At 43.3% G+C, this 14792-nt stretch carries 12 protein-coding genes and 1 riboswitch; of the genes, 11 read left to right on the top strand and 1 reads right to left on the bottom strand.

Annotated features, from left to right (window positions below; genetic code table 11):
• Window positions 1–291: 291 nt before the first annotated feature.
• The 11 genes from NOM01_RS10405 to NOM01_RS10455 all read left to right on the top strand — a co-directional run bounded on the left by NOM01_RS10405 (window position 292) and on the right by NOM01_RS10455 (window position 13412).
• Entirely contained in the window at window positions 292–1368 is a 1077-nt protein-coding gene (locus tag NOM01_RS10405; RefSeq protein WP_255748422.1) for a FecCD family ABC transporter permease, read from the top strand.
• Between the two features lie 3 nt (window positions 1369–1371).
• Window positions 1372–2133: an ABC transporter ATP-binding protein gene (locus NOM01_RS10410; protein ID WP_255748423.1), complete on the top strand. Its 762-nt coding sequence runs from the start codon at window positions 1372–1374 to the stop codon at window positions 2131–2133.
• Window positions 2134–2147: 14 nt separating this feature from the next.
• Window positions 2148–3161, top strand: a complete 1014-nt coding sequence (locus tag NOM01_RS10415; RefSeq protein ID WP_255748424.1) for an ABC transporter substrate-binding protein — start codon at window positions 2148–2150, stop codon at window positions 3159–3161.
• 421 nt (window positions 3162–3582) lie between these two features.
• The gene (locus NOM01_RS10420; RefSeq protein ID WP_255748425.1) at window positions 3583–4068 is read left to right on the top strand and encodes an S-ribosylhomocysteine lyase; all 486 of its coding nucleotides are present in this window, start codon (window positions 3583–3585) and stop codon (window positions 4066–4068) included.
• A 414-nt stretch (window positions 4069–4482) separates the two neighbouring features.
• Window positions 4483–7623 carry a GH32 C-terminal domain-containing protein gene (locus NOM01_RS17345; protein ID WP_255748426.1) on the top strand — a complete coding sequence of 1047 codons (3141 nt, stop codon included), beginning with the start codon at window positions 4483–4485 and terminating at the stop codon, window positions 7621–7623.
• Window positions 7624–8134: 511 nt separating this feature from the next.
• A complete protein-coding gene (locus NOM01_RS10430) occupies window positions 8135–8590 on the top strand; it encodes a VanZ family protein (protein WP_255748427.1) in 456 nt (151 codons plus the stop codon).
• A 115-nt stretch (window positions 8591–8705) separates the two neighbouring features.
• Complete coding sequence (locus tag NOM01_RS10435) at window positions 8706–8912, top strand: hypothetical protein (RefSeq protein WP_255748512.1); 207 nt, start codon at window positions 8706–8708, stop codon at window positions 8910–8912.
• A 137-nt stretch (window positions 8913–9049) separates the two neighbouring features.
• A riboswitch (SAM riboswitch) is annotated at window positions 9050–9154 on the top strand.
• Between the two features lie 147 nt (window positions 9155–9301).
• Window positions 9302–10447 carry an amidohydrolase gene (locus NOM01_RS10440; protein WP_255748429.1) on the top strand — a complete coding sequence of 382 codons (1146 nt, stop codon included), beginning with the start codon at window positions 9302–9304 and terminating at the stop codon, window positions 10445–10447.
• A 32-nt stretch (window positions 10448–10479) separates the two neighbouring features.
• Window positions 10480–11172: a PIG-L deacetylase family protein gene (locus NOM01_RS10445; RefSeq protein ID WP_255748430.1), complete on the top strand. Its 693-nt coding sequence runs from the start codon at window positions 10480–10482 to the stop codon at window positions 11170–11172.
• A gap of 267 nt (window positions 11173–11439) precedes the next feature.
• Complete coding sequence (locus tag NOM01_RS10450; RefSeq protein ID WP_255748431.1) at window positions 11440–12129, top strand: ribulose-phosphate 3-epimerase; 690 nt, start codon at window positions 11440–11442, stop codon at window positions 12127–12129.
• Window positions 12130–12338: 209 nt separating this feature from the next.
• Window positions 12339–13412 (top strand): M42 family metallopeptidase, encoded by a 1074-nt coding sequence (locus NOM01_RS10455; RefSeq protein ID WP_255748432.1) that lies wholly within the window; start codon window positions 12339–12341, stop codon window positions 13410–13412.
• A 507-nt stretch (window positions 13413–13919) separates the two neighbouring features.
• On the opposite strand, the gene NOM01_RS10460 is transcribed toward NOM01_RS10455, so the two are convergent.
• Window positions 13920–14789, bottom strand: a complete 870-nt coding sequence (locus NOM01_RS10460; RefSeq protein WP_255748513.1) for an IS3 family transposase — start codon at window positions 14787–14789, stop codon at window positions 13920–13922.
• Between the last annotated feature and the right edge of the window lie 3 nt (window positions 14790–14792).

A 14792-nucleotide genomic window follows, 5' to 3' on the forward strand; every position in this document is an offset into this window, starting at 1 on the left:
GGAGGGGACAGAAGATGTGAATCGCTGTCCTACTCGACTAGATTTTAAGGAAAATAGTATAAGTGCAACTAAGTCTTCGCCTTCGTCAGAGGCTAGGCGAAGCCAAGTTTTCTTATGTTTTTTTGCAGGTTGCAACAGAATTTTTGATCGAGAAGGAGCACAAATTGAGTCGGTTTACTATAACCGGTTTTTTTGATTGACGTATTGTTTTTTGCCCTATTATACGTTAATATAATTATTGTCGATAATGAGAATCATTATCAACCATATAGAATGAGATGAGGTGACATTTTGCAACGGCAGGAATCACGAGGGGTAACAGGTTATTTCTATTATCCTATTATTCTTCTTTTGCTCTTTTTGATCGCTGTTTCAGCGGTTTATTCTGTATCGATTGGACAAGTACATATCCCATTCGGAAAATCGATGAATATCTTATTGCACGTACTGACCAATGGCAAGTTGGGTTCTTCGAGTGCGGTAGGAAATGAGTCATACTTCAATATTATCTATCAGATCCGAATGCCACGTGTGATTTTTGCTTTATTGATCGGTATAGGTCTTTCTCTATGTGGAACTGTGATGCAGGCCGTTGTGCAAAATCCGCTTGCTGATCCATATATTATTGGCATTTCTTCGGGAGCTTCTCTTGGAGCTACGGTCGCAATCTTGATCGGTTTTGGTTCAAGCGCTCTCTTTGCAAATTTTGGAGTCGCTTTCGGCGCTTTTGCCGGCGCAGTCGTAACCTCTGCCGCGGTGCTTCTGCTCTCAAGCATTGGCGGAAAGGCGACCTCAGTGAAGCTTGTACTTTCAGGGGTTGTTGTCGGGGCCTTTTGCAGTTCACTCTCAAGTCTGGTGATCTACTTTGCCAACAATGCAGAGGGTGTCCAGCAGGTTGCTTTCTGGTCTATGGGGAGTCTTGCTCCGTCAAGCTGGGAAAAGGTACCGATTTTAGCCATTGTTGTCTTGCTTGGCAGCGGTATTTTTCTTTTCCAGCATCGCGTTTTAAACACCATGCTTCTCGGGGATGAATCGGCGGTGACACTTGGAATTAATCTGAGCGTGTTTCGTAAGACCTACATGGTGCTCGCGGCGCTGATCACGGGAACGATGGTTGCTTATTCTGGGACGATTGGCTTTGTCGGCTTAATTGTTCCGCATATTTGCCGCGGGCTTTTTGGAGCGGATCATAGACGTTTGATGCCGGCAACGCTTCTGCTTGGCGGTCTCTTTTTAATCTGGGCAGACATCTTGTCCCGTATACTGATTCCCAATGTTGACCTTCCGATCGGAATCATTACATCAGTGATTGGTTCGCCGCTGTTTATCTATATGATTGTGAAAAAAGGCTATAACTTTGGAGGCTGAGGAATGGAACTTGCGGCAAAAGAACTGCACGTGCGCAGAGGCAAAAAAGAAATCATCAAAAATGCTTCTGTATTTGTGAAAAACAAGCAGTTTGTCGGGCTGATCGGGCCAAATGGCTGCGGCAAGTCGACACTGCTTAAAAGTATCTATAAAAGTCTAACACCCCAGAGCGGCAGCGTTTTTTTAAATGATCTTGATGTTCTGAAGAGTTCAGAGAAAAAGGTGTCACAGCGCTTGGGCGTTGTTGGGCAGTTCAATGAAATGAGCTTTGATTTAACCGTTGAGCAGATGGTGCTTCTCGGACGGACTCCGCATAAGAAATTGTTGGAGCCGGATCAATCGGATGATTATGAGATTGTAGAAGAGGCACTGAGGCGCACACGATTACAGGATTATCGCTCGCGCAGCTATCAGTCACTTTCCGGTGGTGAGAAGCAGCGGGTTATTCTCGCGCGCACCATTGCGCAGCAGCCGCAATTAATGATTCTCGATGAACCAACGAATCATCTTGATATACGCTACCAATTTGAGATTCTTTCCTGCGTGAAACAGCTTGGCATCAGTGTCCTGGCTGCGCTTCATGATCTGGAGTTGGCGGTTATGTACTGTGACTATATATACGCGGTTAAAGACGGTGAAATTTATGCACACGGGAAGCCGGAAGACGTACTGACTCCCGAAACCGTTGAAGCACTCTATCAAATTAAATGCCAGACCTTTATAAATCCAGTGACAAAACATATAGGCTTCGCCTATGGAATCTGAGGAGGATAACATACATGAAAAAGAAATTACTTGCCTGCTGTCTAACAGGCATTTTACTACTCGCCGGATGCGGCAGCTCGACAACAACAAGTGGATCGGATAAGGCTGCTGAAAGTAGCAAATCGCACTATCCGCTGACGATTCATAACTATACGAAAGCAGAAGGTGGTACCGAATGGAAGAAGAAAGATCAGATCATTAAGAAGGAACCGAAGCGAGTGATGGCAACGACCCGAACGGTAGCCGAACTGCTCCTCCATCTCGGATTGAAAGACAAGATCGTCGGTGTTGGCGGGAACTTCGGAGCTGCGGACACATCGGTTGAAAAACAGTACAACTCATTGAAGAAGCTTGGCAGCTCCTATGTTGGCAAAGAAGCAGCGATCGGTACGAATCCCGATATCATTGTCAGCCGTGGCGATTTGTTTGACAATGCGGACTGGGGTGTCGGAACGGTTGATTCGCTGAACTCGATGGACGTCAATACCTATGCATTGAAGTCCTCGATTCGCGGCGGTACCTATGATGACATCTACAAAGATATTGACAATTTGGGGAAAATCTTCAATGTTCAGGATAAAGCCAAAGCGTTTTCCGACAAACTGAAGGCTCATCAGAAAAAAATTACGTCGCAGTTATCGAAAATTAAAAAGACGCAGACCTTCGCTTATCTGCATATGTCGGATCCAAAAGAAGTTTACGTCTATTCTGCTTATAATGAAACGTTCTTCAATAATGCATTTAAGATGGTCAAGCTCAATAATGTCTTCCAAAATGTGAATGGCAATGTCAGCGTTGAAACCTTGGTGAAAACGAACCCTGACGTGCTGATTGTTCTGGATTGGGGAGCGGACGGAAGTAAAATGAAAAAGGCCCTTTACTCAAATCCGAAGCTGTCCAGTATGAAAGCGATCAAAAATAAAAAAGTATATAGCATGGATTACAATTATCTGTTCAGTTACAGCTACAACACGCTTGATGGTCTGGATACACTCGCAAAAGAAATGTATCCTGACTTGTATAAATAAAAAACATACTTACCATAATCTAACAAAACCGCCGTCCGCTGCAGCATGCGAACAGCGGTTTTCTTTAAATCAGTGCATAAAAATCGACGGTAAAAGAACCAACAAAAAACTCTAAGGTTAGAGGAAAAATAGAAATCAAGAAACCAAGACTGCCTAAATCACAGTTGACACATATGAATTATGTGTATAGAATAACGTTAATCCATTAGAGAGGGGATCAGCTCTGATTCATCATGAAACATGAATAGCGGAACAGTCTGTGCTTTGCATACAATATTCGCACCGAAGTCGATTCTTTTGTATTTTGGATTTAGACAGATAGCTCATTAACCAATCACTTAATCATGCAATAAATAGTGCGATGCTGATAAAATAGTAATAGGTCATTACGAAAATACAAAAAGGCGAGGCGATTGTAGTCATGGCAAAGGTTGAAAGTTTTACTCTTGATCATACGAAAGTCAAGGCTCCATATGTCCGATTAATTGCGACACAAAAAGGTCCTAAGGGCGATGTGATTCAAAATTATGATTTGCGTTTTGTACAGCCGAATGAAAATGCGATTCCGACAGCAGGGCTGCATACGATTGAACACATGCTGGCCAGTCTGCTGCGTGATCGACTGGAAGGCGTGATTGACTGCTCGCCATTTGGCTGCCGCACCGGTTTTCACTTGATTCTTTGGGGCGAACATGAACCAATTGACGTTGCCAAAGCGCTGAAGGGTTCGCTTGAATTTATCGCAAACGAAGCCACTTGGGACGACGTTCAGGGAACGACGATTGAAAGCTGCGGCAATTATCGTGATCACTCACTCTTCTCAGCCAAGGAATGGTCAAAGAAGATTGTTGAAGAAGGTATCAGCTCAGATCCATTTGAACGCAAAGTGGTTAAGGAATCAATTTAACTAATCGTTTGAACCAACCTGAGTAGTCCAATAGCATTTTGAGCTGTTCGATGACACTACAATTTTTTTACTAAAAAGCGAAACGATCTGAATCCATGGTGTAAGTGGGTTCGGGTCGTTTTTTGCGTGCATCTTTTAAGAGGTCAGCTCTAATCTAGTAATCTATTTTCTAGTGTTTTAGAAATCTACTTTAATTAACTCTAGTGAATCTTTTTTTGTTCAATCTGTTTCATTTTTAGAATTAGTGAGTTGCTTACATAAAATGTAAAAAAATGATCATCAAATTTTTTCCACTATTAGCAAGCTTTTTCACAAACTTTATCAGCAATTAAAAATAACACACTAATTGGAATGAAACTTGCATAACAAAATGTGTTAATGAAAGCGCTTAATAAAATAGAGGAGGTTAAAAAGTTGAATCGACTACTCAAATTCAGTATTGCGTTACTTATAGGTATAGGATTAATGGTGCCGTCACTGCCGGTGCAAGTCAAGGCGGAGGATTCGAGCAGTCATTACTATCAAGAGCCATATCGTAATCAGTATCATTACTCAGCTCAACAGAATTGGTTGAACGATCCGAATGGATTGATTAAATACAATGGTGTCTATCATATGTTTTATCAGTATAATCCGGAAGGCAATGAATGGGGCAATATGTCCTGGGGACATGCCATCAGTAAAGACCTCGTTCACTGGAAGGAACAGAAGGTAGCCATTCCGGAAGATGATAACGATGCGTGGGTAGACTTTTGGATGCAAACGAAGGATGATGCGAAGCCTGTCCATTATTTGGGGCGCCCAACCACAAACTGGGATCTCAACAATCCGAATGGCAAGCGGTATATCTTCAGCGGTTCCGTTGTGCTTGATAAAGATAATGTGAGCGGCTTTGGTCAGAATACGCTGATCGCTTTCTACACGAGTACGTATCAGGTGTGCGTGCGGGATGATGATTACAGCAAGGATTCGCTCGGAAATATCATCGGCATCCGTGAAGTACAGGAACAGAATATGGCCTACAGTACGGATGGCGGAAAGACGTTTAAAAAATATAATAATCAAAAGCCGATTATTCCGGTTACTGAGGTGCGGACAAAGGATGCGGGCAATTTCCGTGATCCGAACGTTGTGTATGACGAGGCGAATCAGGAGTGGATCATGCCTGTTGTATCCGGGCAGGAAGTTGAAATTTTTGCATCGAAGAATTTAAAGGATTGGGATTATCAAACAAGCATCAAGCGTGAAAATGATGTGGGAAACGGTGTTTGGGAGTGCCCGGAACTGATTCCAATGACAGTTAAGGGAACCAACGAAAAGAAGTGGGTGCTGTCACTGAGTGTGCAAAATGGCGCTCCTGCCGGCGGGTCGGGTATGCAGTATTTTGTAGGAACGCTCGGCAAAAATGATGCGGATAAGATTGCATTCACTCCGGATACAGATGACACCATGAAGAATCCGCAATGGTTCGACTATGGCGAAGATTTTTACGCGGGTATTACGTTTGCCAATGTACCGGATCGCACGATTATGCTTGGATGGATGTCCAACTGGACGTACAACGGGGAGCAGAACACGTCACCTTGGAAGGGCGAGATGACCTTGCCGCGCGAGCTGAACTTAGAGAAATCGGACAGCGGTTATACGATTCGGCAAGAGCCTGTTTCAGAGATTGATGATCAAATTGGACAAGGTGCTATAAACCTTGGAGATGAGAAGATCAAGGACAGCTACGGGGATACCGAAACGTCGCAGATTAAGGACTTTTCAGGAACACAATATAAAATCAGTGCAGATTTTACTTGGACAAATGCTTCGGAGCCGAATGATCTCGGCTATTTGCTCCGACAGTCCGATGACGGTTCAAAATATGTAAAGGTCGGCTATGATCCGCAAAAGCAGATCGTTTATCTTGACCGTACCAAGGACGGCGAATCGATTAATCGCCAGGAAACAAAAGTAAAGCTGGACAAAAAGGCAAGCAGCATTAAGCTAACCGTATACGTGGATACCTCTTCTATTGAAGTCTTTGTCAATGATGGAGAAAAAGTAATCACACAGCTTGTTTACCCGAATCCGGATCAGCCGTCTGATTCACGCAACCTAGCTTATTTCGTTAATAATGGTACGGTATCGATCAGTCAGGCTGAGGGTGAACATCTTAAAAGCATCTGGGGAAATAATCCAAGTATTAAAGCACCGAATGAGACGACATTGAATTATGGTGACAGTTTTGATGCACTGAATGGCGTGTCGGCCAATGATTTGAAGGATGGCGATCTGACTTCTGATATCAAGGTGTCCGGAGATACAGTGAAAACGAAAACGCCTGGCACCTATCAAATAACCTATTCAGTAGCGAATCAGGCCGGAGTAACAGCAACAAAAACAATAAAAGTCAACATTGTGATGGATGGACAAGCTGCTGCCGATGACGCTGTCCAATTGGTTGAAACGGCGGAACAGAGTCAGCTGCAGAAGGATGCAGATGCAGCAAAGCTGTTTGTTGCTCAGCTGCCGGAAGGAACGACCAAGGATTCGCTGAATGCTCGGTTGAAAGTCGTACAAGAGAAGATAGATGGTGCGGCTGCAGCAGAGGAGGCGGCAAAGGCAGTAGAAGCGGCAACAAAAGCAGTAGAGCAGGCGGAACAAACCAAATCGCAGGCAGATGTGGATGCAGCAAAAGTTAAAGTCAATGCTTTGGCGGAAGGAACGACGAAGGATTCGCTGAATGCTCGGTTGAAAGTTGTACAAGAGAAGATAGATGGTGCGGCTGCGGAAGAGGAGACGGCAAAGGCAGTAGAAGCGGCAACAAAAGCAGTAGAGCAGGCGGAACAAACCAAATCGCAAGCAGACGTGGATGCTGCTCGAGTCAAGGTCAATGCTTTGGCGGACAGCGATGCAAAATCTGCCTTGGAAAAACGTCTTGATGCGCTTCAAAAGACGAGTGATACGGAGAATGCGAAAGAACATACTTATTATGTGAAAAAGGGCTCCTATCTTTACAGTTCGTCAAATGGCAGCAAGACGAGAATTGGTTTTATCGCAGTTAATACAAAGGTCAAGACCAAGACCGACCCATCAGCCAAGATGTACAAGATCACATATAAAGGAAAAACAGGCTATGTTTACAGAGTCAACCTTGGGGAAAAGCCCCTGTCCGTCACACGCTATGTCCATAAATCATCGTATTTGTACAGCACCAATACGAGTAAAAAGCGCAAGGGAATTAAGATCGCAACAAATGTGAAACTGCAGACAATCAGTACGCTCTCATCAAAAATGTACAAAGTGACGTACAAGGGAAAAACAGGCTACGTCTATAAAGTGAATCTCGGAACTAAAGCACAGTCCGTGACGCGTTACGTTCACAAGCCATCGTATTTATACAGCACCAATACGGGTAAGAAACGAAAAGGAATCAAGATCCCGAAAAATACAAAGCTCAAGACCAAAAGTCCCCTGTCAGCAAAAATGTACAAGGTCACTTATAAAGGCAAAACGGGTTATGTATATCGGGTCAATCTAGGCACAAAGCCGCTGAAGAAGCGCTGAGTGCGGAAATAAATAAGAAACAAAAACACCGGAGCGGTAAAAATGCTCCGGTGTTTTTTTACACCATCGGAAGATGCGCAGCATCGTATCAATGGAAAAAACACTTATATTATGAGAAAAGTTGAACCGAAGTGAAAGGGTTAGACCGAACGTTTGAAAAGTTAGGCCGAATCCATGAAAAAATAGGCCTAATCTAGTGAGAGTTAGACCGAAAAGTAGAGGTTAGGCCGAACCGATAGAAAGTTAGACCGAACACTTGAGAAGTTAGCCCGAATCTGTGAAAAATTAGACCGAACGCTCGAAAAGTTGAACCGAATCTCCTTTTGCTTCGCAGTCGTCTTTACTTTGCACGCATTTTTTTAAAATAATCTAGTTTTTACTCCTGGATTCTCTTATCTTCTACCTGATTAATAAAACGATTCAGTCTATAAGTTTGACAAATCGTCTTGGAATGACTAACAATACAGACAAGCAGGTTGTGATTTTCTGAGTAATATATAGGAGAGATTTAATGAAACAATTAAAAATTGCTCTCGCTAACATACTTCTAACTTTCTCCATTTTGTTCGTGTTGTATCTGACCTTAATTCCACATGGGATTATTCATACCGGGAACGTTGCCGGGACACCTGTTCAGCATTTTACTATTAATTTGAATCCGCTTGTGATCTTTAAAAATTTTCAATCAGCCTCTCTATTTTATTTTATCGTTGATGATCTTGGGAATATTATGCTGTTTTTACCCTTTGGCTTTTTTCTGGCAATGAGGTATCCGCAGTTCCATTGGGCACATGCCTTGTTTATGGGTGCTCTGTTTTCAGCGACTATTGAATGGGTCCAGCTTTTCCTGCCTAACCGTATGACCGATATCGATGATGTGATTCTCAATACAACGGGAGCTGTTTTGGGTTACATGTTCTATCGATTTGTTCAGAGAGAGGAACATAATGGGCAGGAACAGCGGTGAATGAGCTGAGCTCTCGTCACTGCTTGATTATTGTGGTTAGTGAATTATCTTCATGTATGCCGAGAAACAATCTCGTTTATCCTATTATTGCTGCTGACATTACGATAACATGGAGATGATTTTTGTGACCAATGATGAACTGATGACTGAGCTTGGATCAGAGGCGGTGCTGAATTATGAGCGAAACATGGCACTATTTTATCTGCTTATGGAGAAAGGGATCATCACACAGGAAGAATTTGACGAGAAATTCAAGACCATCCACGAACATTTCGAAGACCACTTGAAAGGAATCTTCGGAGATGATGTAGAAACTGAGTGATTGTCGAACCACCGGCATCAATTGATTTAAAAAAATGGGTGAACTTTAATTCAAAAAAACAAATCGCATAAAAATAGTATGAATTAGTATTGACTCTTCAACGGAACTCTCGTAAGCTTTAAACATCAACTAAATAATTCTTATCAAGAGTGGGGGAGGGACCGGCCCAATGAACCCCGACAACCAGCATAGAAAACTGTGTATGGTGTTAATTCCGGCAGATTTGATCTGAGAGATAAGAAAAGTACAATCGGACGGCAATGGCGACTACTTTTCTTGTGTTCTAAGAAAAGCGGCCGCTTTTATTTTTCTAGTGTGCTGTTTTTACAAAAAGCAGCAACATAAGAACTTAAGGTTTCTTCAAAAAATCAGTTATGAGGGGTAATAAGATGACTCAATATGAATTAGAAAGTGGGATAGAAAAGTTAACCTTAGCTTTATTTCAGTGGTTTCATCGACATCCCGAACTTGCCCTTAGTGAATTTGAGACGACAAAGAAGATTAAAGCAGTGCTTCAAGAGCACAACATTGACATTCTATCCAATCCAATGGATACAGGGGTGTTTGCGAAGATTGGCGGAAAAAAACCAGGCAGTTTGATCGCGCTGCGAGCGGACATTGATGCACTGCCGATTAATGAGGAGAGTGGTTTGCCCTATTCATCGGAACATTCAAATCGGATGCATGCATGCGGTCATGATTTTCACCTAACCAATTTACTGGCGACGGCGATTGAATTAAAGAAAATTGAAGATCAGTTAAACGGAAGCATCTTACTTATTTTTCAGCCGGCTGAAGAAGTGGATCATGGGGCGGACCGAGTTGTAAATACAGGGATATTAAATGGTGTCGAGGCAATTTTCGGACTGCATGTTAATCCAGAACTGCCCACAGGTGTTGTTGGGGTCAAAACGGGGAATTTTAATGCCGCAGTGGATCGCTTTTTTGTTACGTTTCATGGGAAGGGTACGCATGCCGCTCATCCTGAAAGCGGGGATGATGTGATTGTGGCAACAGGTGAATTTATTGTTGCCGCTCAGACCATTGTCAGTCGAAATGTCAATCCGTTTGACCCAAGCGTGGTTTCAATCACACATCTTGAATCCGGAAAGACTTGGAATGTGCTGCCAAACACGTCGCTGCTTGAAGGAACCGTTCGATCCTTTGATAAAAAGACGAGAGAAAAAATAAAAACGCGTTTGCAGAAAGTAGCAAGCGGCATTGCCGCCACTAACGAGGTCACGAGTGAATTCCAATGGGTGGACGGTGCTCCGGCCGTGGTCAATGATCAACGATTAACAAAATTCGTTGAAACGGTTGCCTTAAAAAAACATTTTGATGTTGTGCATCTAGAAGCAAGTATGGGTGGAGAAGATTTTTCTTGCTATCAACAGATCATACCGGGTACTTTTTTCAATGTAGGTGTTGGGTCAGCATATCCGGTTCATAGCAGTAAATTCAAGGCAGATCCTAAAGCATTTGAGACTTCCATACCTCTGTTTGTTGCCTTGGTGAAATCCTATTTGGAAGGATAGGCGCAGAACTACGCCAGCAAGGAGGAAGAGAGATGGGAGTCGAAGAGAAAAAAGTGATTGTTTTCATTGCGCATCCGGATGATGAAACATTTATCGGTGGCACGTTAGCCAGGTTGGTACGACAAAAAAATAGGGTTCTTGTTGTGATCGCGACAAATGGTGATAAGGGGACCCATGATCGGGCGCAGACACCTGAACAAGTGACAACTATTCGACGGACTGAAATGGCACTTGCTGCCCATGTACTCGGGATTACGGTGAACTGGCTTAATTTTTCTGACGGAACTCTGTTTGCTAGAGAAGCAGAACTCAAAGAGAAGGTGTTTCGGAAAATCAGATTGGAGCGACCGGATATTTTGATTACTTTTGATCCCTTTAAAAAATATGATGTTCATTCCGATCATATTACAATTGGGTGTGTTGCTTCAGAGGCGGGTTATTTGGCGGACGGCTTCTGCTATTACCCCGAACATCTGGAAGAAGGCATTGAACCTTCAAAGCCGCAGGAAACTTATCTTTTCAACACCGATGACCCTAATTATTCGGTAAATATTCGTGAGACATTCCATTTGAAAGTTCAATCGGCGGAGCAGCATGTCAGTCAGTTTGGCGGCGGCTCCTTTAAAGAACAACTTCTGCATCGAATTCGTTTGGAAGGCGGCAATGAACAGGATCTATATCTTGAATCTTTTCATAAGCTTTATTATAGTGAGCTTTTGATTTAATGTAATTTGCGATAAGTCTCTTCCTTTTATTTGTTATCCGCAGTCGAATGGATGCTTCATTTAATGTTCAGAGAGAGAAACATAGTGGACTGGCCAGGGGCAATTAATTTACCACATCCAGTTCTGAACGCCTCTGCAAATAAATAAGTGAAGAAAAAATGAAAGCGCTTTACTATGAGGGCTTTTTTATGCTACTCTTTGAGTAGGTTCAATGAGAAAACAACCACACAGCTCCGCCATAGAAGCTTTTTGAAAGGAGAATGAACGATGCAAAGAAAGCTTTATCCTTCAATGATGTGTGCTAATTTTAATCATCTTTCAGAAGAAACACGACTGCTGTCAGAATCGGCAATTGATGGGTTACATATGGATATTATGGATGGGGCTTTTGTCCCGAATTTTGGGATGAGTCCGGAAGACTTTAAAACAATTTCGGATCACACAAACAAATTACTTGATGTCCATCTGATGATTTACCATCCGGAAAATTATGTGGAAAAGTTTATTAAATTAGGAGCAAGACGCGTTTACTTTCATCCCGAAGCAACGCCGCATGCATCCCGGATTATTAGCCAAATTAAGCAGCTCGGTGCAGAGGTTGGCATTGCAATTAATCCTGGGACGTCCGTTGATTTTGTTAGCGAACTTTTACCGCTCGTTGATCAAGTACTGGTCATGACCGTTAATCCGGGCTTTGCCGGTCAGGAGTATCTTGAATTTGTCACTGAAAAAATTAAACGATTGAGTAAACTTCGCCAGTCCGATCACTTTGAAATTGTAGTTGATGGGGCAATATCTTTAAAAAAGATTCAGGAATTGAGTATGCTTGGCGTCACGGGTTTTGTACTTGGTACTTCTGCTCTTTTTGGCAAGGGGAAAAGTTACGGAGAAATTATTGATTCAATAAAACAGTTTCAGGAAGCTGCTGTTTTCAATGGAACGGATTTGTCTTGCTGATTGAACCTGTTGCTTTTGGAACGTGCTCCCATCTTAGGAGCTGGAACAGAATGCTATCCACTTTTTCCATCTTTTCTATTTAATAATCCTAAAAAAACAACTGAAGATGTTGTGTAAACTTGAGACGCTAAATGACCAATAGCGTCCTTTTATTTTTATGAAGGATTATAATTAATATTAGTTTTGAATTTTATTCAAGGAGCTTAATTATGGACAAAGAGCAGTCATTGAGGTTGATTGAGAAATTATCAAATGCGAATGGTGTTTCAGGCTTTGAGGATGAGGTGGCCGGCATTTTTTCTGATGCTGTACGCCCATTTGGCAAAGTTGTGGAAGACCATATGCGCAATGTGTATGTGAAGCGAAATGAAAATTCGGGAAACGGATTGGTTGTTCAATTGGACGCGCACAGCGACGAGGTTGGTTTTATGGTTCAGGCGATCAAGCCGAACGGAATGCTGCGGTTTGTGACAGTAGGCGGCTGGGTCCGGGCAAACATTCCTGCTCATAAGGTGCGTGTGCGCAATCGGGAAGGTGTATATATCCCGGCGATTATTGCCAGCACACCGCCTCATTTTATGACGCCGGAAGAGCGCAATCGTCTGCCGCAGGTCGCTGATATGGTGATCGATGTTGGTGCAACTTCCGCCGAGGAGGCGGCGCATGATTTTAAAATTGATATTGGTGCACCCGTCGTGCCTGACGTTACCTTTGAGTTTCTCAGGGAAAAGGATGTGATGCTCGGGAAGGCATTCGATAATCGTATTGGGACGGCGGTTATGGCTGAGGTACTTCGCGAGTTGGACGGCACCTCTTTAAATGTGGATGTCGTGGCTTCATTGTCTGCTCAAGAGGAAGTCGGGGAGCGCGGCGCCCAGGTTGCCGTGAAGAAAGTTAGTCCTGATGTTTCCGTTGTCTTCGAGGGTGCACCGGCGGATGATACCGTCATGCCGGATTACATGATTCAGACGGGATTAAAGCGAGGTCCAATGCTGCGTGACTTTGATAAATCAATCATTGTCAATCCGCGCTTTCAAAAGTTTTGCCTGGACATTGCGAAGAAAAACGAGATCAAGGTGCAGCGTTCCGTGCGAACAGGCGGCGGCAATGACGGCGCTGTGATTAATTTGTATCAAGGTGCGCCGACCGTTGTGATTAGTGTACCGGTGCGCTATGCACATACTCCGTATTGCTTCGTTGCGTATGAAGATTTTGTCTCCGCCGTGAATTTGACCGTAGAAATTCTGAAGTCGCTGGATACAGTGGTTATTGGAGGATTTTAAGAAATAGGATTCTTGGAAGCAGGCCGATTGTGGCCTGCTTTTTTTACGGAGGGAAGGTGAAAACAGCGTTAACCGCCTATCTGACAGTAGACGGAAAATGCACCACATCGTATCAATGGAAAAAACACTTATAATATGAGGAAAGTTGAGCCGAAGAGAAGGAGTTAGACCGAACGTTTGAAAAGTTAGGCCGAATCCATGGAAAGCTAGATCGAATGCTCGAACAGTTAGACCGAAAAGTGGAGGTTAGGTCGAATCCATGGAAAGCTAGATCGAATGCTCGAACAGTTAGACCGAAAAGTGGAGGTTAGGTCGAATCCATGGAAAGTTAGGCCGAACACTCGAGAAGTTAGACTGAATCCATGGAAGGTTTGGACTTCTGTCAATAAAGTGGACACAAAAAATTGGTTCAAATACATTTCAAAGCCCACCGCGCTGCGCTTGGTTGGATTCAACCACGAACAGTTGAAAGAGCCAACTCTTCATGATTGAACCCTAATGGGCTATTTATGAACTCTTTTCAGCTTGCTCAACTTGATATAAGTGTTCAACTTGACTCGGTGAACAATAGCCCAAGCTTGAGTGTTTCCGCCATTGGTTATAGCGGCTGATGTAATGGTTAATCGCATGAATCGCTTCTTTGCGTGATTTAAAACGTCTTCGATACACCAACTCTTTCTTAAGTGTCGCATGAAAAGATTCCATACAGGCATTATCATAAGGATCTCCCTTACGACTCATGCTGATCTGCATCTTGTGTTCTTTGAGTAACTCCGTATAATCTCCAGAGCAGTATTGTGAGCCCCGATCTGAGTGATGAATCAGCCCTTCCTCCGGCTGACGTTTCATGATTGCCATCTTCAGTGTCTGTAAGGGAAGCTCTGTCTTCAGGGTTGTAGCCATATGCCAACCAATCACTTTTCTAGAGAACAGGTCAATCACTGAAGCAAGATAAATCCAACCTTCCAACGTCCAAATATAGGTCATATCCGTTACCCATGCCTTATTGGGTGCGTCTTGGTGAAAGTTTCGATTAAGTAGGTTCGGATAGATCTTCTGGTCATGATTTGAGTCGGTCGTCGTCAAATAGTTTACCTCTGGTGTCGCTCTTAGTCCCATTTCTTTCATCATACGTGCAACCGTCTTCTGAGAGATCACATGGCCCCAGTTTAGAAGGTCATCATGCACCCTGGGGCTTCCGTATGTCCCATCACTCAGGTAGAAGGATTTTCGAATCAGACGTTTCATCTTTTTTCGATCGTGTGCCCGTTCGGTTTCGCGCGTTCGTGCTTGTCTCCACTTGTAATAGCCGCTCTTCGATACGCTCAGCACTTTGCACATCATCACTACAGAATGTTCATCTCGAAGAGCATGAATGAA

The sequence above is a fragment of the Sporolactobacillus sp. STSJ-5 genome, assembly GCF_024385605.1.
GTDB lineage: Bacteria > Bacillota > Bacilli > Bacillales > Sporolactobacillaceae > Sporolactobacillus.

Bases quoted from the DNA above. Each gene is read 5' to 3' on its own strand.
- NOM01_RS10450 (WP_255748431.1), top strand. From the start codon at position 11,440: ATGCAAAGAAAGCTTTATCCTTCAATGATGTGTGCTAATTTTAATCAT.
- NOM01_RS10440 (WP_255748429.1), top strand. From the start codon at position 9,302: ATGACTCAATATGAATTAGAAAGTGGGATAGAAAAGTTAACCTTAGCT.
- NOM01_RS10455 (WP_255748432.1), top strand. From the start codon at position 12,339: ATGGACAAAGAGCAGTCATTGAGGTTGATTGAGAAATTATCAAATGCG.
- NOM01_RS10430 (WP_255748427.1), top strand. From the start codon at position 8,135: ATGAAACAATTAAAAATTGCTCTCGCTAACATACTTCTAACTTTCTCC.
- NOM01_RS10415 (WP_255748424.1), top strand. From the start codon at position 2,148: ATGAAAAAGAAATTACTTGCCTGCTGTCTAACAGGCATTTTACTACTC.
- NOM01_RS10435 (WP_255748512.1), top strand. From the start codon at position 8,706: ATGATTTTTGTGACCAATGATGAACTGATGACTGAGCTTGGATCAGAG.
- NOM01_RS10445 (WP_255748430.1), top strand. From the start codon at position 10,480: ATGGGAGTCGAAGAGAAAAAAGTGATTGTTTTCATTGCGCATCCGGAT.
- NOM01_RS10410 (WP_255748423.1), top strand. From the start codon at position 1,372: ATGGAACTTGCGGCAAAAGAACTGCACGTGCGCAGAGGCAAAAAAGAA.
- NOM01_RS10420 (WP_255748425.1), top strand. From the start codon at position 3,583: ATGGCAAAGGTTGAAAGTTTTACTCTTGATCATACGAAAGTCAAGGCT.